Raw genomic sequence first — 22,041 nt, 5'->3', positions numbered from 1 at the left:
GCGCGGCGCGGACCGCGGCGTCGGTCGCGGTGGCGATCGCGCGGGGGACCGCAGGCCAGTCGCTGGGCCACACGGGGGACTCCCTTCGTCGGACGGGTCGGTGCCGGTCCACTCTCGCACGGCGCGCCGACACGAATCGCCCTGCCGCCGCGGCGGACACGCGCCGAGCGCCCGTGGCGGGGAACTGTCGGTGCCCGCCGCTACTGTGCTCGTCATGTCCGGACCGGATGCGGCGGTGCGCCGACTGACACGTGAAGTGGGTAAGCTGTTGCGGCCGTACGGGTTCCACGGATCCGGCACGACCTGGACCTGCGTGCTGCCCGACGGGGTGGCCCGGATCGGCCGGACCCGGATACGGCGCAGCTGGACCGAGGGCAGGCAGATCGTGCGCTTCGGCCTCACCCTGAGCGCGACCCCCGCGCCGTGGTGGGAGTTCGAGTCGTGGCGGGCCGGGCTGCGCGACGGGTCCCTCCTCGAACCCGACCGGGTGACCGGCCCCGACCTGCTCGGCGAGGGCGAACTCCCGCCCGACACGACGGCCTGGTGGGCGCTGCGCAGCGATCCCGAACGCCCCGGGGGTCCCGCCGACGCCGCCGACGTCGAGGCCGTCCGCGCGCAACTGCCACGGCGCGTGCACGCCTACGCCCGCCGCGCGCTGCGGCTGCTCGAACCGGGTTGCTACGCGGCGGAACTGCTGGCCGCCGAGCATTCGTCGCTCGCCGCGTGCGAGGCTCTCGTCGTGCTGCTCGCCGAGGACGGCGCTGACGGCGCTGACGGCGCAGACGGCGCAGGCCCCGGTTTCGAGGAGGCCTGCCGCGGCCTCGCGGAGCGCGCGGCCGCGGCAGGCGACCCGGGGCGGGCGGCGGAGGTCATCGCCTTCGCGCGGGGACGCGCCGTGGCGGTCTGAGGCTCAGTCCGGCGCCTGGTCGCGCCGGTACAGGCGGGTGCCCGACCACTCGGGCAGCGTGAGGGTGTGCAGCTCGACGGTCAGCTCGGCCACGGCCGCGGCGTCGAAGATGTCGGCGGGATCCACCCAGCCCTCGCGGCCGACCCGTGGCGTGAACAGCCAGAACGCGTGGTCGAAGACGGGGGCGAGCTCGGCGAGGGCGTCCTCGAGCAGGTCGTCGCCCTCGCGGAACCACAGCACCACCACCTCGGCGACCCCGTCGTGGTCCTCGTCGACGGTCGGCCTTCCGCTGAGTTCGGCGATGTTCGAGCTCAGCAGCCGGTCCACATCGGAGTCCCAGCCCGCCTCGAGGACGATGTCGCCGGATTCGATTCCCAATTGCGCGGCGAGTTCGCCCGCCGCCTGCACCGCGTCGGTCATGTCGAGCCCCTTGTCGTTTCGAGACGGTCGCCGAACACCGAAGAGCTACTACGCAATCGAAACGACAGAATAGCGCCACCCGCGCGGGGGCACGCCGGAAACGGCGGAGCGGAGTACGCGGCCCGCCCGGCCGGAAACCGGCCGGGCGGACCCTTCCCCGTACACCCCGTGACGCCGCCACGTCACACGGCGGTGCCGATGCTATCCCGCCCACCCGCGCCCGCGGGTGACCGACACGCGATCGGGCGGCACGACTTGCCGACGGGCCCGCCGCGGCGGGCCCGGGCCGGCGGCCGTCCGCCCGGGGAGATCGGGCCCGCGGTGCCGGGACGGCCCGGGCGCGGGCGGATCGATCAGCGGCATTTCCGCTGTGGCGCGCGGACTTTCCCGCCGAGCCGTCCGGCGAATTCCCGCCCGGTCCCGGTGTCGGTTTTCCGGCTTATCAGATACCGTATGGTATTTTCGCCGGTTCAATTCCGAATTGCCGTGTAATTTCCCGTCGTTTGCCGCGCGCACGCTGAGCGGCCTGTGTAATGTCCTGCCCTGCAACACGTTCGAGGCACTGAAGTGGGCGTCAGCCGGGTGTCGAACACGAGAGAAAGGGCACGGCAATGGCGAATATGGATGTCTCGCTGAAAGACATGATGGTCATCGACGGCGCGATCGGCGCGGCGGTGGTCGACTTCACCAGCGGTATGGCGCTGGGCACCCTGTCCAGTTCGAAATCGCTCGATCTGCAGGTCGCGGCGGCGGGCAACACCGAGGTCGTGCGCGCCAAACTGCGCACCATGGAACAGCTGGGCCTCAACGAGGACATCGAGGACTTCCTCATCACCCTGTCGTCCCAGTTCCACATCATCCGGCCCGTGACCCACCGCAAGGCGCACGGCCTGTTCCTCTACCTGGTCCTCGACCGCAACCGTGCGAACCTGGCCTTGGCCCGGCACACCCTGCGCAGCATCGAAGGCGACCTCGAGGTCTGAGGTGGCGGGTGCCGTGCGGAGCACCGCGCGCGGTGTTCGTAGGGTGTAGCCGAGTGATTTCCGCCCGAGCCGGAGGAATCGTCGTGCCCACCCTCGCCGAGTCGCATTCCGCACGGTTGCCAGATCGCGTCCTCGCGGTCGCGGTACCGGTGCTCGTCGTCGTTTTCGTCGTCGCGCCGCGCGTCGTCGCCGCCCGCCTGGCAGGCACCGGCTTCGCCGGCGACACCGAGATGCGCGACGCGCTGGCCGTCGCGTTCGGCGCCTACTGGGACGCGGGCGGACGGGCGCTGACGCCGGAACTCGCGGCGGTGGTGGACTATTGGCACTGGTACCACGTCGTCAAGGCCGTCGTCGCGGCGATCCTGTTGGTCGTGCTCGCGGTCGCGCTGGCCCGCGTCTGGCGGGCCTGGGCGCGTCCGGCCTGGGCCAGGCGGGCGGCCGCCGCGCCGCTGGCGGCGACCGGTCTCGGCGCGACCGCGCTGGCCGTCCTCGCGCTCACCGCGCTCGCGGCCAACGTGCAAGGGGCACTGGCCCCCTTGGCCTCGCTGCTCCCGCTGCTGACCGACCGGCCGAGCGCCGCCTCGGCGGCCGTGCTCGACCAGGTCCGGTCCCGGCTGGACCGGGTGGCCGAGGACGGCACGCCCGCGCCGCCCGCGCTCGACGCGCTCATCACCGACTTCGCCCGCTACCACGCGGTCATGGTGGCCGTCGCGGTGGTGGCGGCCGCCGCGCTGCTCGCGGTGACGGCGCTGCTGTGGCGCCGCTGCGCGCGCACCGATCGCGGCGATCGGCGCGCCCGCCGCCTCCTGGCGGGCTACGCCGTCCTCGCCGCGGTGCTCACCGTCGGGGCGCTGATCGTCGCCGGGGCCAACGCCACCACCGCGGTCGAGCCGGTTCCGGCGCTGTCGGCGTTCTTCGACGGCGGGTGGTGAGGAGCGGACCGGCGCGGCGGACCGGCGCGCTCAGTCTCCCTCGGCGTCGATCAGCCGATCGTGCAACTCCTCCTGGTCGCGCACCTGGCGGTCCTCGAGATCGAGGAAGGCCGCGCGGGCCCCGCTGGTCGCGTTCAGCAGTTCGTCGAGCTTGATCAGCACCGCGTGATCGTTGCGGTTGGTGGTGTGCTGGATCAGGAACAGCATGACGACGCTGGTCAACGCGCCGGTGGTGTAGACCGTGGTCTGCCACCACGGCGGGAAGCCGGTGCACACCCCGCCGGCGAGGGCCGTCACCGCGAGGAGCGTCACCACCAGCCAGGTCCAGCGGCTCCCCGCCCCGTGGGTGACGGCGTCGGGGATCGAGGTGGCCAGGCGGTGGGCTATCGGGTCGGTCATGCGCTGCGCTCCGGTGGGCACTGCTTCGCTCGGATACCACGGGAGTACCCGGCCCGGTGGCGACCGAACACCCCGCGTCCCGATAATGGAGGGGTGACGGATTCCGAGGCGATCACCCCCGACGACGACCTGACCGGCGTTGGCCACCGGCCCGCGTCCGTCGGCGCCTTCACCTGCTGGTTCGCCACCCAGCGCTGGGAGTGGTCGTCGGAGGTCTACCGCATGCACGGCTACACCCCGGGCGAGGTCGAACCGACCACAGAACTGCTGCTCTCGCACAAGCACCCCGACGACCGCGACGTGGTCTCCGAGCTCATCACTCGCACCCTGGAGCTGGGGGAGCCGTTCTCGAGCAGGCACCGGTTCATCGACACCAGGGGCAAGGTGCACACGGTGATGGTCGTGGCCGACCGCATCCTCGACGACGACGGCGAACCCGTCGGTACCAGCGGCTACTACCTCGACCTGACCGAGACCGTCGGCGCCGCCACGAAAGCCGCGGTCGACGCGGCGGTCTCGGGCGCGGTCGCCTCCCGCGCGGTCATCGAGCAGGCCAAGGGCGTGCTGATGCGGATGTACGGGATCAGCGCCGAGCAGGCGTTCAAGGTCCTGGTCTGGCGCTCACAGGAGACCAACGTCAAGCTGCGCGACATCGCCGGGTGCGTCATCGCGGGCCTGTCCTCGGTTCCCGCGCCGAGCCCGCAGGCTGTCAGCGCCTTCGACCATCTCCTGCTCACCTGCCACGAGCACCTGGAGTGCTGACCGGCGCCCCGTGACACCCGTGCCCGGGTGTGGTGCAATGGACGCACCGGTCCGCCTTGATCGAGCAGGGTCCGCCGGGGCGGCTTGTGCCGCTGGTGCCGAGGATCCGAGCACACATGACGACCACGGGTCACGAACGCGACATCGTCGCGACCTTCCCCCCGACCGCCGACGAACCACCCGACACCCGGGATCGCCTCGACGCGCGCCGGGAGCGCCGTCCCGGCGCGGTGGTGCTGTCGCCGCGCGGAGAGGTCGACGCCTACACCCAGCACCGCTGGTGCCGCCTGCTCGACGACGCGGCGCGGCGGCTCGGTCCGGGCGATCAGCTGATCGTCGACCTGCGCGAGCTCACCTTCCTGTCGTGCCGGGCACTCGAGGACCTCGCCGTGCGCGCCCAGCGCTGCCACGCGGCGGGCGGGCGGCTGCTGGTCGTCGCCGACCAGCCCTGGCTGATCCGGGTGAGCCGCGCCATCGGCCTGGACGAATGGTTACCGGTCGCCACCCGTGTCCCCGCCGGGCCCGCCGACGTCGTGGCGCCCGCGTCCCCCGGGCGGGCGTGCGTCCCGCGGCGACCCCCGCGCGCCGACTCGCGGCGATGACCGGCCTCGACAACCGGGCGTGTCCCGCGGCCTAGCATTGTGGGCCATGCGCGGCGACTTCACCGGTCCGGCTCCGCACCCCCGCCGGCCGCACCCGGACGGGGACGGCGGCGATCCCGGACGAGTGGTCGCGATGCTCGCCCTCGCCCGGCGCCGTCTCGCCGACGTGCCGCCCGGCGTCTCGGCCGTGGTCCCGCTGGCGCGGTGCCAGCACGCGGTCGCCGCGATCGGCACCGCCGCGCGGATGATCACCGAGCACGCCCTGCACACCCCGCCCCGCTATCGCGCCATGGTCGGGCACTGCGAGGACCTCGCGCTCGACCTGGGCGCGGTCGTCGCGGGCATGCTGCGCGCCGGCCAGCACGTCGACGCCGTGGTCGCCGCCGACCCCGCCGACCCGGCCCTGCGCACGCTGGGCCCGAACATCGCGGCCGCCGAGGCCCACCTCGTCCCGCTGGCCGCCGAGCTGCACGAACTCGCCACCGCCCTGGCCGAGGACGGCGCGCTGCCGCTGACCCTGCGCGCGGCCGCGGAATCGGCCGCCGATGTCGCCTCGCTGGTCGGCCTGCACCTGGACCGGCCGGTCGCCGCCCCGGCGCGCGGGATCGCCGCCGATCCGACGCGCCGCGCCCGGATCTTCCGGCTGTGACCGGCCCCGGCGCCGATCGTTCCGGTTTGTGACCGCTCATCAGGGCGCCGGAAAACCTGCCGGTAACAGCGACCCTCGCGATGATCGATTGCACGATACGTGCGGGTAACCCCCGAACGCTGTACACATACGGGACGCGAGGGTGCACACTTCGCTACAGAACCGGGAGTTCGAACCCTCACCTGCCCGGGCCCGTATGTCCTCTGGAAAGGAAGGAGTCGGCGAGTGTTCAGCCGCATCGCCATCGTGAACCGGGGAGAGGCCGCCATGCGCCTCATCCACGCCGTCCGTGACCTCTCGGCGGCGACCGGTCTACCGATCGAAACCGTCGCGCTGTACACCGATGTCGACCGCAACGCCACGTTCGTTCGGGAAGCCGACGTCTCCTACGACCTCGGCCCGGCATCCGCCCGGCCCTACCTCGACCTCAAGGCCCTCGAAGCCGCGCTCACCGCGACCCGGGCCGACGCGGCCTGGGTCGGCTGGGGATTCGTCGCCGAGGACCCGGCGTTCGCGGAGTTGTGCGACCAGATCGGTGTCACCTTCATCGGCCCCAGCGCCGATGCCATGCGCAAGCTCGGCGACAAGATCGGCGCCAAGCTGATCGCCGAGGAGGTCGGCGTACCCGTCGCCCCGTGGAGCCGCGGCCCGGTCGACACGGTCGAGGACGCCATCGAGGCCGCGGGCCGCATCGGCTACCCGCTGATGCTCAAGGCGACCGCCGGCGGCGGCGGCCGGGGTATCCGCGTCATCACCAACGAGGCCGAGCTCGTCGACGCCTACGAGCGCACCCGCCAGGAGGCCGCCCGCGCCTTCGGCAGCGGCGTGGTCTTCCTGGAGCGCCTGGTCACCGGCGCCCGCCACGTCGAGGTGCAGGTCATCGCCGACGGGCAGGGTTCGGCCTGGGCGCTCGGCGTGCGCGACTGCTCGGTGCAGCGACGCAACCAGAAGGTCATCGAGGAGTCCGCCTCCCCGGTGCTGGGCCCCGAGCAGACCGCCGAACTCAAGTCCTCCGCCGAGCGCCTCGCCGTGCGCGTCGGCTACTGCGGCGCGGCGACCGTGGAGTTCCTGTACCACCCCGGCGAGAAGCTGTTCGCCTTCCTCGAGGTCAACACCCGGCTGCAGGTCGAGCACCCGATCACCGAGATCACCACCGGTTTCGACCTGGTGCACGCCCAGATCTCGGTCGCCTCCGGCCGCAAGCTGACCGGTGAGCCGCCGGTCGAGCGCGGCCACGCCATCGAGGCCCGCCTCAACGCCGAGGACCCCGACCGCGACTTCGCGCCCGCCCCGGGCCGCATCGTCCGTCTCGACCTGCCCGCGGGCCCCGGCATCCGCGTCGACACCGGCGTCAGCGAGGGCGACACCATCCCCGCCGACTTCGACTCCATGATCGCCAAGATCATCGCCTACGGCCGCGACCGCGACGAGGCGCTGGGCCGCCTGCGCCGGGCCATGGCCCAGACCCGCGTGGTCATCGAGGGCGGCGCCACCAACAAGAGCTTCGTGCTCGACCTGCTCGACCAGCCCGAGGTCATCGACGCCAGCGCCGACACCGGCTGGATCGACCGCGTGCGCGGTGAGGGACGGCTGATCTCGCACCGGCACTCCACGGTCGCCCTCGCCGCCGCGGCCATCGACGCCTACGAGGACGACGAGCGCGCCGAGCGGCACCGCCTGCTGTCCACCGCCTCCGGCGGCCGCCCGCAGGTCCAGCACGAGAGCGGCCGCCCGATCGACCTCAAGCTGCGCGGCGCGAGCTACCGGGTGCGCGTGGCGCGCATCGGCGCCCACCGTTTCCGCGTCGGCGTCGAAGCGGGCGGCGACCACCGCACCGCCGACGTCGAGCTGGAGCGCTTCGACACCCACACCGGCCAGATCGTGGTCAACGGCACCCGCTACCGCCTGATCACCGGCACCCACGGCCCCATCCACGTCGTCGACGTCGAGGGCGTCACGCACCGGATCAGCCGCGACGAGGGCGGCGTCGTGCGCTCGCCCGCGCCCGCGCTGGTCGTCGGCACCCCGCTCGAGGTCGGCGCCGAGGTCGAGGCGGGCGCGCCGGTGCTCGTGCTCGAGTCCATGAAGATGGAGACGGTACTCCGCGCTCCGTTCCGCGGGCGGCTCAAGGAGTGCACGGTCTCGGTCGGCACCCAGGTCGAGACCGGCGCCCCGCTGCTGCGGCTCGAGCCGCTCGCCGAGGAGGGCGAGGAGGACGAGACCGCCGGTGGCACCGTCGAACTCGACCTGCCCGCCGACCCGACGCCGGTGCTGACCCACGAGCGCGTCGAGCGCGGCCAGCAGGACCTGCGCAGCCTGCTGCTCGGTTTCGACGTCGACCCGCACGACGAGGGCCGCATCCTGGCCGACTACCTCGCCGCGCGCCGCGCCGCCATCGCCGACAACCACCGGCCGCTGGCCGAGGAGATCGAGCTGCTCGGCGTCTTCACCGACCTGGCCGAGCTCAGCCACAACCGCCCGGCCGACGACGAGCACGGCCACGGCCACGTGCACAGCGCCCGCGAGCACTTCCACACCTACCTGCAGAGCCTGGACGTGGAGCGGGCCGGACTGCCCGAGTCCTACCGCGCCAAGCTGGCCAAGGCGCTGGGCCACTACGGGATCACCGACCTCGACCGCACCCCGGACCTCGAGGCCGCGGTCTTCCGCATCTTCCTTGCCCAGCAGCGCCCGGCCGACACCGCGAACGTGGTGACGACCCTGCTGCGCGAATGGCTGTCGGAGCCCATGCCCGATCAGGTGCTGCGCGAGCCGGCCGGCCTGGCGCTCGAGCGTCTGGTGGCCGCCACCCAGGTGCGGTTCCCGGTCATCGCCGACCTGACCCGTGGGCTGGTCTACGCCTGGTACGGCCAGCCGCTGCTGCGCCGCAACCGCGCCCGCGCCTACACCGACGCCCGCCGCCACCTCAGCCACCTCGACGCGAACCCGGCCGCGCCGGACCGCGCCGAGCGGATCGCGGACATGGTGCGCAGCACCGAACCGCTGGTGCGGCTGCTCGGCCAGCGTCTCGTGCGCAACAAGCCCGACCACACGGTCATGCTCGAGGTGCTGACCCGCCGCTACTACGGCAACAAGGGCCTGACCGGCGTCCGCACCGAGCAGGCGGAGGGTGTCACCTTCGTCGTCGCCGAGCGCAAGGGCGCCACCCTGGTCTCGGCCGCGGTGCGCTTCGACGAATTCGGCAGCGCGGTGGCCGGACTCGGCCGGATCGCCGACGGCGCCGCCTCCATCGACGCCGACATCTACCTGAGCTGGGAGTCCCAGCCCGAGGACTTCGACGCGATGGCCGCGGCCCTGCAGGACGTGCTCGGCGCGCACCCGCTGCCCAAGCAGGTCCAGCGCATCACCGCCACCGTCGCGGGCAGCGACAACGCGGTCATGCACCACCACTTCACCTTCCGCCCGTCGGCCACCGGCATGGCCGAGGAACGGCTCATCCGCGGCCTGCACCCCTACATCGCGCAGCGCATGCAGATGGAGCGGCTGCGCAAGTTCGACCTCACCCGCCTGTCCTCCTCGGACAACGAGGAGGTCTACCTGTTCCGTTGCGTCGCCAAGGAGAACCCGGCCGACGAGCGTCTCGTCGCCTTCGCCCAGGTCCGCGACCTGGCCGCGCTGCGCGACCACGAGGGCCGCCTGATCGCGCTGCCCAGCGCCGAGGGCGCGATCGCCACCTGCGTGGACTCCATCCGCCGCGCCCAGTCGCGGCGCCCGTCGGCCAAGCGGTTCAACACCAACCGCATCGTCATGTACATCTGGCCGCCGATGGACGTCACCACCGAGGAGCTCGAGACGCTCGGCAGCCACGTGCTGCCCACCGCCGCGGGCGCGAACCTCGAGGAGATCCTGCTCATCGCCCGGCGCCGCGATCCGCGCACCGGCGAGCTGACCAAGGTCGCGCTGCAGATCTCGTTCGGCGTCACCGGCGCCGCGCAGGTGACCGTCGGCGAACGCACCGACGAGGCCGTCGAGCCGCTCGACGAGTACCGCCAGAAGGTGCTGCGCGCCGCGGCCCGCAACACCGTCTACCCGTACGAGCTGACCGGCCTGCTCGGCGAATTCGCCGAGTACGACCTCGACGACGAGCACAAGCTCGTGCCCGTCGACCGCCCGAAGGGCCGCAACAAGGCCGCGATGGTCGCCGGCGTGGTGACCACCCGCACCGAGCGCCATCCCGAGGGCGTCACCCGGGTCCTGCTGCTCGGCGACCCGACGAAGTCGCTGGGCGCGCTGTCGGAGCCGGAGTGCCGCCGGGTCATCGCGGCGCTGGATCTGGCCGAGCAGCTGCGGGTGCCGCTGGAGTGGTACGCGCTGTCCTCGGGCGCCCGCATCTCCATGACCTCCGGCACGGAGAACATGGACTGGGTGGCCGCCGCGCTCAAGCGCATCGTCGAGTTCACCCAGGACGGCGGCGAGATCAACATCGTCGTGGCGGGCATCAACGTCGGCGCCCAGCCGTACTGGAACGCCGAGGCCACCATGCTCATGCACACCAAGGGCGTGCTGATCATGACCCCGGACTCGACCATGGTGCTCACCGGCAAGCAGGCGCTGGACTTCTCCGGCGGCGTCTCGGCCGAGGACAACTTCGGCATCGGCGGCCACGACCGCGTCATGGGCCCCAACGGTCAGGCCCAGTACTGGGCGCCCGACCTCACCGGCGCCCGCGACATCCTCATGGCGCACTACGACCACACCTACGTGGTCCCCGGTGAGCAGGGTCCGCGCCGGGCCGACACCACCGACCCGATCGACCGCGACATCTCGGACTTCCCGCACGTGGTGGCCGACAGCGCCTTCGCCACCGTCGGCGAGATCTTCTCGGCGGCGGCGAACCCGGATCGCAAGAAGCCCTTCGACATCCGCACCGTCATGCGGGCCCTCGCCGACCAGGACCACCCGGTGCTGGAACGCTGGGCGGGCATGGCCGACGCGGAGACCGCGGTCGTGCAGGACGCGCACCTCGGCGGCATCCCGGTGTGCCTGCTCGGCATCGAGTCGCAGAGCGTGCCGCGTCGCGGATTCCTCGGCACCGACGGCCCCGACACCTACACCGCGGGCACCCTGTTCCCGCGCTCGTCGAAGAAGGCCGCGCGGGCGATCAACGCGGCCAGCGGCAATCGTCCGCTGGTCGTGCTGGCCAACCTGTCGGGCTTCGACGGCTCGCCGGAGTCGCTGCGCAAGCTGCAGCTCGAGTACGGCGCCGAGATCGGCCGGGCCATCGTCAACTTCGAGGGCCCGATCGTGTTCTGCGTGATCTCGCGCTACCACGGCGGCGCGTTCGTGGTGTTCTCGAAGGCGCTGAACCCGAACATGACGGTGCTGGCGCTCGAGGGTTCGTTCGCGTCCGTGCTCGGTGGCGCGCCCGCCGCGGCGGTCGTCTTCTCCAGCGAGGTCGACACCCGTACCGCCGCCGACCCGCGGGTGCGCGAGCTCGAGACCGCGGCGGCCAACGCCGTCGGCACCGACCGCGCCGCCCTGACCGCCGAGCTGGACGAGGTCCGGTCGTCGGTGCGGGCCGAGAAGCTGGGCGAGGTGGCCGCCGAGTTCGACCGGGTGCACAGCATCCAGCGCGCGGTGGAGGTCGGCTCGGTCGACGCGATCGTGAGCGTGGCGCAGCTGCGCCCGAGCATCATCGCCGCCATCGAGTCCAGGACGCCGTCCGCGGCGGTCTGATCCGCGAACGCCGCACCGCCCACCACCGGTGTTCCGGTGGTGGGCGGTTCGCTGTCGGTGGCCGCCCGCGTGCGGTGCGGCCGGGGTGATCAGACGCTGCGGTCGCAGGCGTTCACGGCCGCGATGTCGGCCTCGTCGCCGGTGGCGCGCAACCGGACCTGGTCGCGGCCGAAGGCGTGCAGCACCAGCTCCGAGGCCGGACCCGCGAGCACGACACCCTCGCCCGCCGCGTCGCGGGCGACGATCCGCTCGCCCGCCGGGTTCTCCAGGACCACCCGCACCGGTGACTTGCGGTAGGCCATCCTGCCGAGGCGGTGCAGCAGCTTCCACAGCCGCGCCTCGTCGCCGTCGGCCAATTCCCGTGGCTCCCAGCCGGTCCGGGCCCGCCGCACGTCCTCGTGGTGGACGAACATCTCGGTCAGGTTGACCACCGCGTCGACCGGCCGCAGCGGCGACCACCACGGCGGCCCGGTCCGCACCTGCTCGAGCAGGTCGGGGAACGGGCGCCGGGCGGTCTTGTTCTGCACCGAGTCCAGGTAGCCCGCGAACGGCGCGAGCAGGATGCCGGGGGAGGCGTCGGGCCTGCGTTCGCGAACGACCAGATGCGCGGCCAGATCACGGACCGTCCAGGTCCCGCACAGGGTGCCCGCGTCGGGGCCCGCCTCGGTCATGCTCTCCACCAGCGCTCGCCGCTCGCGCTGCGCCATACTGTCGTGCGCCACCACACCATCCGATCTGCCGAGGCCTCGTCGCCTGCGTCCAATCTAACCGGGAACCCTGCGGTCGGCGCGCCCCGGCGCCCGGCGTCAGCCCCGCCGGGCGAGGACGAATTCGAGCAGGCAGCGCTGCTCGGTGAGTTCGGTGACGGTGTCGAGCACGAGGCCGTGGGGCGCGGCGAGGGAGCGGAACTCGTCCACCCGGCGTTCGCGCCCGCCGTACATGACCAGCATGGCGAGGGTGAACTCGGTGGCGGCGCGCAGGCCGCCCACCGGCTCGAGGACCAGGATCCGGCTCGTCGGCGCGGCCGCCTCCGCGCAGCGGGCCAGGATGCGGTCCGCGCCCGCGTCGTCCCAGTCGTGCAGGATGTCGGAGAGCAGGTAGGCGTCGGCGCCCGCGGGCAGCGGGTCGAAGAAGCTGCCCTCGGTGACCGTGGCCCGGTCGCCGAAGCCGCGGGCGGCGAAGGTGCGCCGCGCCTCGCCCGCGGTGGGGGCCAGGTCGACCAGGTGCCCCCGCACCCGGGGATGCGCGGTGAGGATGGCGGCGAGCAGGTCGCCGCGCCCGCCGCCCACGTCGACCAGTCGCGCGAACCGCGACCAGTCGACGCCGGTGGCCAGCCGGTGCAGCTGGTCACGGAAGCGGTTGGTCATCTGCCGGTCGAAGGAGGCGCGCAGGTGCGGGTGCTCCGCCAGGTCGGACCAGAAGTCCCGTCCGTAGCGTCGCGGATAGGCCGCCTTCCCGGTGGTGACGCTGTAGGCCAGCTCGGCGAAGGCCAGCTCGGCCCGTCCGCCCGCCGCGTCCAGATGCAGGAGTTCGACGAGGCCGTTGCCCGCGTCCGCGCACAGGTGGCGGCCGAAGGCCGTGGTGCGGTGGCCGGTCGCCGTCTCCTCGGTGAAGCCGAGGGTGGTGAGATGGTCGAGCAGGAGCCCGAGCGCGATGGCGTCGACGCCGAGGTCGGTGGCCAGTTCGGCGGTCGGCGCGCCGTCGCCGAGCAGGCGGTCCGGCAGCCCGAGCGTCACCGCCACCCGTACGGCCATCGGGGTGGCCAAGCCGGTCATCAGGCGGATGGATCGCGCAGCGTCGTTGTGCCCCATACCGATCCAGTGTGCAAGCCCCCGCGCCGTTGCGCATCAGGTCTGTCACGACCGGTCCGCTCCCGTGGCCCGCCGTGGTTGTATGGGTGAACCAGCCGGGCCGAGTCCACAGGCCCGGCACCATGCAGGCCTGCCGGCGTCGCGGACGACCGCCGTGCGCGTGCTCGGCCGCGAGCGCCGCTGCCGCAGACGGGGATTCCTCATGTCCTACGATCTCGACCGGGCGGCCCGTTCCGGTCTGTCACCCAAGCCGTTCGTCCGCTGGCCCGAGCCGAGCCCGCTGGATTCCTGGTGGAGCGACGTGATGGAGGGGGTGTCGGCGAATCAGGCCGGCTCCCGCCGGATCAGTTCAGCGGCAGGGTCTTCCACCAGTCGATCAGCTGCTCACGGGAGGGGTCGTTGCTCGCGCCGTAGCCGGTCGAGTACAGAATCATGGTGTGCCGCCGATCCCCGGCAGGGAACACGGTAGCCATGCGCGGAGTGGTCTGGGGCGCGGTGCCCCAGACATAGTTCGTATACGTGCGGCCGCCGCTGACCAGGGATTCCCGCCCGCCGCCGGTGAATCCGGCGACCACCTGTTCGGCGTCCGCCGCCGAGGCGTAGCGGAAGACGCGCAGCGACGGCCAGCGGGTGTTGGTCGCGGGGAACATGTAGCTGCCCGCATACCAGCAGTCCCAGTAGGCCGTCGGGCTGCCCGCGTCGGGGTGCACGTCGGGGATCCAGGTCAGGCGGCCGGTCAGCACCTGCCCCGTGCACCCCATGCCGCCGAATCCGCTGCCCTGGCCCCAGGTCTGGCCCGCCGGGATCTCCGCGGACGGCAGCAGGCCGGGGAACGCCTGACGCATCTCGTCGAGGTCGCGCTGGGCGGGCGGGGCGTTGACGGCGCTGACCGCCACCCAGATGCCGACGCCGGCCGCGAGCGCGACGACCAGCGCCGCGCACAGACCGACGACGAGCCCGGTGCTGGACCGCCGCCGCGGGCGCCCGTGGCCGTAGCCCCTCGGCGCGGGCCCGCCCGGAACGTGGCCCGCCTGCGGCGCGTACGGCGCCCCCACGGGCCCCGGTGCCATCGGTGCCGGCGCACCCGGGCCGGATCGGGCCGGGGCGTTCGGCGTCATCGCGGGGTACGCCGCGGCCCCCTTCCATGCCGGCGAGCGGGACGGCGCTTGCGCCGCAGCGGGATCCGTCGACGGACCGGTCACGCGCGGCAGCGCGCCCGAGGACCGTCCGGACAGGGCGTGCCGCGCCGCGTCGGCGAACTCGGCGCAGGTGGCGAACCGCTCGCCCGGATACTTGGCCATGGCCCGCGCGAGCACGTCGTCCAGTGCCGCGGGCAGGCCAGGGCGGACCCGGCTCAGCACGGGCGGCGGCTGCTGGAGATGGCCCTGGATGACCGCGGCCGGGCCTGCCGCCTCGAACGGGGCGACCCCGGCGAGCAGCCAGTACAGCGTGCACGCCAGCGAGTACTGGTCGGACCGTCCGCTCATCATCGCGCCGGTGAGCTGTTCGGGGGAGGCGTAGGCGATGGTCGCGGTGAACGAGCCGGTCTGGGTGAGCCGCCCGGGATCGTCGGTGAGGCGCGCGATCCCGAAATCGGTGAGGTACACCCGCTCCTGGCCGCCGGTGCCCTTGGCGAGCAGGATGTTGGCCGGTTTGACGTCGCGGTGGAGGACGTGTCGGCCGTGCGCGAAATCCAGTGCCACGGCGGTCTCCCCGACGATCTGCACCGCGCGATCGGGCGGCAGCGCCGCGGGATTCACGGTGGCGGCGTCGATCCCGTCGATGTACTGCATGGAGATCCACAGGCGGCCCTCGTCGGCGCCGCGGTCGTAGACGGTGACGATGTTGGGGTGGTCGAGCTGGGCGACCAGGTCGGCCTCGCGTTCGAAACGGGCGCGCAGTTCGGTGTCGGCGAACAGCTCCTCGTCGAGGACCTTGAGCGCGGTCCGGCGGGGGAGCCGCGGATGGCGGGCCAGATAGACCGAGCCCATCCCGCCCCGCCCGAGCCGGCGTTCGATCAGGTATCCGGCGAAGACATCTCCGTCGCGCACCGGCAGGCCCTCCCTCACGACTCGACTGCCCGCGTGCCGATGGTAGTGGAGCTGGTGCGGGCCCTGGCGCCCGTGTGGCGGGACGGCGGCCCGTTGGAGTCCCGCTGAGCGCAATCCTGTTCGCGCGGCCCCGGAACGGGTTGCATCGAAGGTCGCCCCATCGCCGGACGAGGACAAGCACATGACAGTTCAGATCAGTTCGCTCGCCTTCCTGACGCCGGGCAACTACCTCGACGAGGACCCCTACACGGGGCTGGAGGACACGCTGCGGCTGTTCGAGTACGCCGAGCGCCGCGGCTTCGACGGCGGCTGGATCCGCCAGCGCCACCTCGAGCACGGGGTCGGTTCGGCCGCGGTGTTCCTGGCCGCCGCCGCGCAGCGCACCCGCCGCATCGAACTGGGCAGCGCGGTCATCCCGATCGGCTACGAGAGCCCGTTCCGGCTGGCCGAGGACCTGTCGCTGGCCGACGTGCTGTCGCGGGGGAGGTTGCAGCCGGGCTTCAGCGCGGGGACCCCGCCGCACGCCGAACTCATCGGCGATCTCGTCTTCGACGGCGACTGGCGCACCTACGACCTGTCCTACGGCCGGGTCGCGCGCCTGGTGGCGAACCTGCGCGGCGACTACCTCGGCGACGACGACACCGTCATCCACTCGCCGGGCAACACCCAGCGTCCCCGCCTGCAACCGCACAGCCCCGGCCTGGCCGACCGTGTCTGGTACGGCGGCGGCAGCACCCGGTCCGTGCGCTGGGCGGCCGAGGCGGGGCTGAACCTGCTGTCGGGCAACATCGTCTTCGGCGACCGTAGCGACGAGTTCGCCGCCGCCCAGCTGGCGCTGCTCACCGACTACCGCGCGCGGATCGCCCCCGACCGGCCCGCCCGCGTGGCGATCGGCCGGGTCATCGTGCCGTTCGACAGCGCCGACCGGCCCACCCGCGAGCGCTACCGCGCCTACGCCGCGAGCCGCCACGCCCGCACCCTGGGACCGCAGGGCGAGCGCCGCGTCCTGTTCGCCCCCGACGTCGTCGGCACCAGCGAGCAGATCCTCGAGCAGCTGCACGCCGACCCGGTCCTGGCCCATACCACCGAGCTGCGCCTGGAACTGCCCTACGAGCTGCACCGCGAGGACTACGAGCAGATCCTGCACGACACGGTCGAGTCCATCGCGCCCGCGCTCGGCTGGACGCCCGCCGCCGTCCCCGCCTGAGCGGCGGAGACCGGTCGCCCCGGCCCGGCGTCGCGGGATCGGGGTGGCGGCTGGACGGGCCGACGTCCCGCTCGAGACAATCGGTGCGCACCGCAGCCGGCGAGAGGTGGGACGTGTCCGAACGGATCGACTGGAAGGCGCGCAAGACCCGGCGGCCCGAGGAGGGCGACCGCGCGGCATTGCGCGACGAGATCGTCGGGCAGGCCCGCGCCGTCCGCGACGGCGGCTGGGGCGAGCACCGGGCCCGCTGGTCCGACGGCCGGGCCGCGACCGTGGCCTACCTGGTCGGCGACACCGAGGTCCTCGACGAGCTCGCCGAGACCGAGGGCTCGGTGCTGACCCGGCTGGCCGCCGATCTGTTCGGGTTCACCGACGGCCGCAAGGACGTCGAGAAGGGCCTGATCCGCACGCAGGAGTGGCTGGCGACCGTGCGCGCCGAACTCGGTCGCGGCTGAGGCTCAGGGCAGCAGGCCGGCCCCGCGGGCCCGCACCACGGCCTCCAGGCGGGTCGAGGCGCCCAGCTTGCGCAGCGCGTTCTTCACATAGCCCTTGACCGTCTCGACCGTGAGCCCGAGCGCGTCGGCGATCCGCGCGTTCCCGTAACCCAGCGCGGCCAGGGCCAGCACGTCGACCTCGCGGGCGGTGAGCTCCGGGGCGGGGGAGGCCGGCGGGGACCCGAGCAGCGTCTCCTCGCCGATCCGGGCGATCCGGTCCGCCAGCGCGGCATCGCCGACCTCGCGGGCCAGCACCCGCAGCTCGGCGTAGACCGCGCCGAGCCGGTCCCGCAGCGCGCTCACCTCGGGGTCCTGGCCGCGCTCCAGGACCGCCCGCGCCGTCACCACCGCCTGCTCGACGGCCCTGGCCTCCTCGGCCAGCACCTGGAGCGTGCGGTCGCCGAGCGGATCGGCCGAGTGCAGCGCGCCGTAGAGCACCGCGACCGGTTTGCGGTCGACGATGACCGGCGCCGCGGCCATGGCCCGCAGCCCCTCCGCGGCGATGACGGGGTTGTAGCGGTGGGTGATGGCCGGGGTGCGCAGGTAGTCGTCGACCACCATCGGGCGGTGCAGCGCGGCGACCTTCCCGCCGAGCCCGTGCCCGATGTTGACCGCGACCCCGTCCAGGGCGCCCGCCGTGCGGCCGACGAAGTGCCGCAGCCGCACCTGCCTGCCCGCCTCGACGAGCCCACCGAACGCGAGCGACACCCCGCTGCCGGTCCGGATCCGCCGCAGCGCCTCGAGCAGCGGACCGAGCGGGACGGTGTCGGACACGGTGCACCTCCTCGCGACGGAACCGACCCCCCTTCGGGGGGTGTCGCGACGCGCGGCGCGACCTCGACACTGTGATCCAGCTTACTCGTGGGAACAGAGGTCCGATGATGAATCACGCCCCCGCCGTCACGACCGACCAGGCCGTGCGGGACTGGCTGGCGACCTTCGGCGCGCCCGGCGCCGACGCCGCCGCGCTGCTGGTCGACCGGCACGACCCGGCCGCCGTCGCGTTCACGACGATCGACACCGACGGCGACCGCCTGGTCACCACCGACCTGACCTACGGCGACCTGGCCGAGCGGTCGCGCCGGTTCGCGACCGCGCTGGCCGCGCGCGGCGTCGGGCGCGGGGACACCGTCGGCGTGCTCATGGGCAAGCGCGCCGAGCTGGTGATCGCCCTGCTGGCGATCGCCCGGCTCGGGGCCGTCTACGTCCCGCTGTTCACCGCCTTCGCGACCCCCGCGATCGCGCTGCGCCTGCGCGCGGCGGGCACCACGGTGGTCGTCACCGAACCCGGCCAGGTGGACAAGCTCGACGGCCTCGACGTGGCCACGATCGTGGCCGGTCCCGAGTTCGACGCGCTGGTGGCCGACTCGGCGCCGATGCCGGGGTCGGTGGCCGTCGGCGGCGACGGCACCCTGATCCTGCTGTTCACCAGCGGCACCACCGGGACGCCGAAGGGAGTGCCGGTCCCGGTGCGGGCGCTGGCCGCGTTCAGCTGCTACATGACCTACGGGCTCGACGTCGCCGAGGACGACGTGTTCTGGAACGCCGCCGACCCGGGCTGGGCCTACGGCCTGTACTACGGCGTGCTCGGCCCCTTGGCCGTCGGCCGCCGTAACCTGTTGCTGCGCAGCGGTTTCTCCGCGGCGCTCACCGCCCGCGTGCTCGCCGAGCTCCGGGTCACCAATTTCGCCGCCGCGCCGACGGTGTACCGCACGCTGAGCAAGGACCCCACCGTCACCGGGTTCTCGCTGCGCCGCGCGTCCTCGGCGGGCGAGCCGCTCACCCCCGACGTGATCACCTGGGCGCGTACGGCATTGGGGACCGAGGTGCGCGATCACTACGGGCAGACCGAGCACGGCATGTTCGTCAACAACCACTGGCACGACTCGGTGCGCGCCCCGCTCGTGCCCGGCTCCATGGGCACCGCCATGCCCGGATTCCGCACGGGCGTCGTGGACGGCCAGATCGCCATCGACGTCGCCGCCAGCCCGCTGCTGTTCTTCACCGGGTACCTGGACGCCCCCGACAGGACCGCGGCCCGTTTCACCCGCGACCGCGCCTGGTACCTGACCGGCGACACGGGCCACACCGACGACGAGGGCCGCTTCTATTTCACCGCCCGCGACGACGACGTGATCATCATGGCCGGCTACCGCATCGGCCCCTTCGAGGTGGAGAGCGTGCTCATCACCCATCCCGCCGTCACCGACGTGGCGGTGGTCGGCAGGCCCGACGCGCTGCGCGGCGAGGTCGTCGAGGCGTTCGTCGTCCTCGCGCCGGGCGTGCCGCCGGGCGACGAGCTGATCCGCGAACTCCAGGACTCGGTGAAAACCGGTTTCGCCGCCCACGCCTATCCGCGCGCGGTGCACTTCGTCGACGAACTGCCCAAGACCCCCAGCGGAAAGATTCAGCGCTACCTGCTGCGGCGCCGCTGAAACGGGCGCCGCCGGAATATTTCCTGTGCGGTTCCATGGGGGTTCGCGCGGACCGGTGGTGAGATGCCCAGACGGACGCGTTACCCATTCGACCGGCGAAATTCCCGGCATACCTTCGGTGCGGCCCTGAGGCCGTTTCCTTTTCGCTTTCCGAAGGGCGGGAGTTTTGAAGACAGCAATACGCGGTCGCGGACGTTCGATGTCCGCGGCCGTCCTGACCGGCGTCAGCGCGCTGACCCTGATGCTGACGGGGGCCAATGCCTCGGCCGAGCCGGCGGCGCCCACGGAGCAGGCGCTGGCCGACATCATCGCGGCCGGGCGGCCCGTCGCCGGTCCGAGCGGGAGTGCGTCGGGTTCGGCGTGTAACTCCGGTTCGGGTACCGGGTCGGGTAACGGCTCGGGTGACTGCTACGGCGGTTCGGGTTCGAGTTCGGGGTCTTCGGGTGGTTATGCCAGTGACACCCGGGGGTGGGGCCCGGCGCAGACGTCGTGGTTGGCGGCGTTCGCCTACGGGTTGGCCAATGGTGATGCGGCGCCTCCGGGTGCCAACGACTGGAACTGCAAGCCGAGTGCGGCGCATCCGCGTCCGGTGTTGTTGATCCATGGGACGTGGATGAATGCCTACAACGGGTATGCGTTCATGGGTCAGCCGATCAAGGACGCGGGCTATTGCACGTTCACGTTCAATTACGGTCGGTCGAATCTGGTCGAGGGTGGTGGCCTGGGTTCGGTGTTGCCGGGTGTGATGGGTACCGGGTATATCCAGGATTCGGCCAAGCAGTTGGGTACTTTCGTGGATCGGGTGCTCGCGGCGACCGGTGCCGAGGAGGTCGACATCGTGGCGCACTCGCAGGGTGGGTCGATGTCGAACTGGTACACCAAGTACGAGGGTGGTGCGGCGAAGGTGAAGAATCTGATCACTTTCGGTGCGACGCATCACGGGACCTCGCTCGACGGTATCGGGGCGTTGGGTCGGATGATCAACAACGCCGGTATCGACATCCTCGGTTTCATCGAGATCTTCGTCGGTCACGCGGGTATCCAGCAGACGATCGGCTCGGATTTCGTGAATCGGCTCAACGCGAACGGTGACACGGTGGCCGGGGTCGATTACACGGTGGTCGGGACGCGCTACGACGAGGTGACCAATCCCTATGATCTGACCTTCCTGAAGGCGGGTGCGGGGGCGACGGTTTCGAACATCACGTTGCAGGACGGGTGCGAGCAGGATGTCTCGGATCATTTGACGATGATGTATTCCCCGCGGGCGTTGTCGATCGCGTTGCGTGCGCTGGACCCGGTCGGTAGCCCGAACCTGGTCTGCACGTTCAACCCCTGGGTCGTCGGCGGCGGCGGCTCGCTCTAGGCGATACCGCGCTCGCAGAAGATGTTCCACCGGCGCGGGGTGACACGGGCACACCGGTCACCCCGCGCCTCCGGCGCCGTCACCGTGGGGAGGACACATGTCGAAGGCCGGTTGTTCCCGAATGCTCACCGCGCTCGCCGCGCTGGTCCTGGCGGTGGGCGCGCCCGCGGTGCCGGTCCGGGCCGATCCCGTGCCCGCTCCGTCCCTCCCGCCGGGAGGGTCCCCGCCGGGAAAGCAGCTGTCGCCCGACCTGGCCGCGCTGTGGCAGGCCGCCCGCGCCACCCCCACCGGCGACCCGCTCTTCGACGCCTGGCCCGACGGGCTCGCCGCCCTGGCCCCCGGGGAGATCATCGACCGCCGCGACGTCACCGCGACGGCCGCGCCGTTCGCGATCGTCCCGCTCCAGCGGGCGACGCTGCTGAAGTTCCGCACCACCGACTCCGCGGGCGAGCCCTCGTTCGGCACGGCGACGCTGCTCGTCCCGGCCGCACCGCCCGCGGGGCCGACCCGGCAGGTCGTGGTGAACGCGCTGCCCGTCAACTCCCTCGGTGCCACCTGCACGCCGAGCTACGCGCTCGCGCACGGCGCGCATCCCAAGTTCAACCTGGGCGACCTCTTCCCGCCGACGACCGGCTGGGCGCTGAGCCGTGGCCACGCCGTCCTCGTGCCCGATCACGAGGGGCCGTGGATGGCCTACGCGGAACCGACGGTCGCCGGGCACACCGTCCTCGACGCCGTCCGCGCGGTGCGCCGCCTGCTCCCGGAGACCTTCGGCGACAGCCGTTTCGCCGTCGGCGGCTATTCCGGCGGCGCGATCGCGGCCTACGGCGCGGCCGTGCTGCAACCCGAGTACGCCCCCGACCTCACCGGCGCGCTGGCAGGCGTGGCCATGGGCGGGCTGATCAGCGACTACCCGGCGATCGCGCGGCGGTTCAACGGCGGCGTCGCCTCGGGCATCCTCATGGCCGCCGGACTCGCCGTCGCCCGCGAGCACCCCGGCCTGCTCGCCGAACTGAACGCCCTCGGCCGATGGGTCGCGACCTCCCCGGTCCGCGACCTGTGCGGGGACAGCAACGGGCCGCTCGGCCTGCTCGGCCTGCCGGTGGACGTCGGTATGGCACCGGCGAATCCGCTCGACTCGGCCGCCGTGCGCGAAGTGTTCGCCGCCACCGACCTCACCGGTCACACCGCCACCGTGCCGCTGTACCTCTACCACGGCGTCGCCGACTTCGCCGTCCCGATGGAACAGAGCCGTGCCGTCGCCGACCGGCACTGCACCCGCGACGTGCCCGTCGCGTTCCGCGCGCTGCCGACAGAACACTCCAC

At 72.7% G+C, this 22,041-nt stretch carries 18 protein-coding genes; 12 read left to right on the top strand and 6 right to left on the bottom strand.

The genetic code is table 11. From position 1 onward, the window contains the following. The first annotated feature begins 214 nt into the window (after nt 1–214). Complete coding sequence (locus tag ON36_RS29355) at nt 215–907, top strand: hypothetical protein (RefSeq protein ID WP_043660562.1); 693 nt, start codon at nt 215–217, stop codon at nt 905–907. Between the two features lie 3 nt (nt 908–910). On the opposite strand, the gene ON36_RS29350 is transcribed toward ON36_RS29355, so the two are convergent. Then, on the bottom strand, nt 911–1,327 hold the full coding sequence (locus ON36_RS29350; RefSeq protein ID WP_043660543.1) for a DUF3052 family protein: 417 nt from the start codon (nt 1,325–1,327) through the stop codon (nt 911–913). A gap of 611 nt (nt 1,328–1,938) precedes the next feature. Between ON36_RS29350 and ON36_RS29345 the strand changes: the two genes are divergently transcribed. Next, on the top strand, nt 1,939–2,310 hold the full coding sequence (locus ON36_RS29345) for a hypothetical protein (protein WP_043660540.1): 372 nt from the start codon (nt 1,939–1,941) through the stop codon (nt 2,308–2,310). A gap of 83 nt (nt 2,311–2,393) precedes the next feature. Further along, complete coding sequence (locus tag ON36_RS29340; RefSeq protein ID WP_052314487.1) at nt 2,394–3,242, top strand: hypothetical protein; 849 nt, start codon at nt 2,394–2,396, stop codon at nt 3,240–3,242. Between the two features lie 30 nt (nt 3,243–3,272). Here ON36_RS29340 and ON36_RS29335 read toward each other — a convergent pair whose 3' ends face one another. Next, a complete protein-coding gene (locus ON36_RS29335; RefSeq protein ID WP_083885521.1) occupies nt 3,273–3,641 on the bottom strand; it encodes a low affinity iron permease family protein in 369 nt (122 codons plus the stop codon). A gap of 93 nt (nt 3,642–3,734) precedes the next feature. Between ON36_RS29335 and ON36_RS29330 the strand changes: the two genes are divergently transcribed. The 4 genes from ON36_RS29330 (at nt 3,735) to ON36_RS29315 (ending at nt 11,351) form a co-directional block, all read left to right on the top strand. Then, complete coding sequence (locus ON36_RS29330) at nt 3,735–4,403, top strand: PAS and ANTAR domain-containing protein (RefSeq protein WP_052314486.1); 669 nt, start codon at nt 3,735–3,737, stop codon at nt 4,401–4,403. A 116-nt stretch (nt 4,404–4,519) separates the two neighbouring features. Beyond that, the gene (locus ON36_RS29325) at nt 4,520–5,005 is read left to right on the top strand and encodes an anti-sigma factor antagonist (RefSeq protein WP_043660538.1); all 486 of its coding nucleotides are present in this window, start codon (nt 4,520–4,522) and stop codon (nt 5,003–5,005) included. A gap of 46 nt (nt 5,006–5,051) precedes the next feature. Further along, a complete protein-coding gene (locus ON36_RS29320) occupies nt 5,052–5,654 on the top strand; it encodes a hypothetical protein (RefSeq protein WP_043660537.1) in 603 nt (200 codons plus the stop codon). A gap of 225 nt (nt 5,655–5,879) precedes the next feature. Continuing rightward, a complete protein-coding gene (locus ON36_RS29315) occupies nt 5,880–11,351 on the top strand; it encodes an ATP-binding protein (protein WP_043660534.1) in 5,472 nt (1,823 codons plus the stop codon). Nucleotides 11,352–11,440: 89 nt separating this feature from the next. Here the strand turns inward: ON36_RS29315 and ON36_RS29310 are convergent, their stop codons facing one another. The 3 genes from ON36_RS29310 to ON36_RS29300 form a co-directional block, all read right to left on the bottom strand. Next, on the bottom strand, nt 11,441–12,058 hold the full coding sequence (locus tag ON36_RS29310; protein WP_043660531.1) for a TIGR03085 family metal-binding protein: 618 nt from the start codon (nt 12,056–12,058) through the stop codon (nt 11,441–11,443). A gap of 99 nt (nt 12,059–12,157) precedes the next feature. Beyond that, nucleotides 12,158–13,162 (bottom strand): methyltransferase, encoded by a 1,005-nt coding sequence (locus tag ON36_RS29305; protein ID WP_043660529.1) that lies wholly within the window; start codon nt 13,160–13,162, stop codon nt 12,158–12,160. Nucleotides 13,163–13,506: 344 nt separating this feature from the next. After that, nucleotides 13,507–15,213: a protein kinase domain-containing protein gene (locus tag ON36_RS29300; protein ID WP_043660552.1), complete on the bottom strand. Its 1,707-nt coding sequence runs from the start codon at nt 15,211–15,213 to the stop codon at nt 13,507–13,509. A 181-nt stretch (nt 15,214–15,394) separates the two neighbouring features. On the opposite strand from ON36_RS29300, the gene ON36_RS29295 reads away from it, so the two are divergent. Continuing rightward, on the top strand, nt 15,395–16,420 hold the full coding sequence (locus ON36_RS29295) for an LLM class flavin-dependent oxidoreductase (RefSeq protein WP_043660527.1): 1,026 nt from the start codon (nt 15,395–15,397) through the stop codon (nt 16,418–16,420). Between the two features lie 113 nt (nt 16,421–16,533). Then, a complete protein-coding gene (locus ON36_RS29290; protein WP_052314483.1) occupies nt 16,534–16,875 on the top strand; it encodes a hypothetical protein in 342 nt (113 codons plus the stop codon). A gap of 3 nt (nt 16,876–16,878) precedes the next feature. Here the strand turns inward: ON36_RS29290 and ON36_RS29285 are convergent, their stop codons facing one another. Further along, entirely contained in the window at nt 16,879–17,688 is an 810-nt protein-coding gene (locus ON36_RS29285; RefSeq protein ID WP_043660524.1) for a LuxR C-terminal-related transcriptional regulator, read from the bottom strand. Between the two features lie 104 nt (nt 17,689–17,792). Between ON36_RS29285 and ON36_RS29280 the strand changes: the two genes are divergently transcribed. The 3 genes from ON36_RS29280 to ON36_RS29270 all read left to right on the top strand — a co-directional run. Continuing rightward, complete coding sequence (locus ON36_RS29280; protein WP_085999720.1) at nt 17,793–19,349, top strand: AMP-binding protein; 1,557 nt, start codon at nt 17,793–17,795, stop codon at nt 19,347–19,349. Nucleotides 19,350–19,548: 199 nt separating this feature from the next. After that, complete coding sequence (locus tag ON36_RS29275; protein ID WP_052314482.1) at nt 19,549–20,715, top strand: esterase/lipase family protein; 1,167 nt, start codon at nt 19,549–19,551, stop codon at nt 20,713–20,715. Nucleotides 20,716–20,812: 97 nt separating this feature from the next. Then, a partial coding sequence (locus tag ON36_RS29270; RefSeq protein ID WP_043660545.1) for a lipase family protein occupies nt 20,813–22,041 on the top strand: 1,229 nt, incomplete at its 3' end.

Source organism: Nocardia thailandica NBRC 100428, from assembly GCF_000308795.1.
Lineage (GTDB): Bacteria > Actinomycetota > Actinomycetes > Mycobacteriales > Mycobacteriaceae > Nocardia > Nocardia thailandica.
Note: the sequence above shows the minus strand (reverse complement) of the source record. Positions and strands in the feature narration are given on the sequence as shown.